Below are 238 nucleotides of genomic sequence, written 5' to 3' on the forward strand. Positions count from 1 at the left end.
CGTCTATTCCGTCGAAGTCGAAAGCGCCGTGTCGACCCATCCGGATGTGGCGATGGTTGCAGGTATCGGCATTCCCGACGAAAATTGGGGCGAAACTGTTCATGCGGTCGTCGTTCCTGCGGGCGACAAAGAACCGACACTGGAAGACATCCAGGCCCATGTGAAAGACCAGATTGCCGGCTACAAAAGCCCGCGTTCGATTTCGATCGCCAAAGAACTGCCGCTTTCACCGATGAAC

1 protein-coding gene is annotated in these 238 nt (G+C 55.9%); it reads left to right on the plus strand.

From position 1 onward, the window contains the following. A partial coding sequence (locus Q4528_RS15885) for an AMP-binding enzyme (RefSeq protein ID WP_439848956.1) occupies positions 1-238 on the plus strand: 238 nt, incomplete at both ends.

Origin of the sequence: Staphylococcus pasteuri (assembly GCF_030547725.1) — a bacterium.
Lineage (GTDB): Bacteria > Bacillota > Bacilli > Staphylococcales > Staphylococcaceae > Staphylococcus > Staphylococcus pasteuri.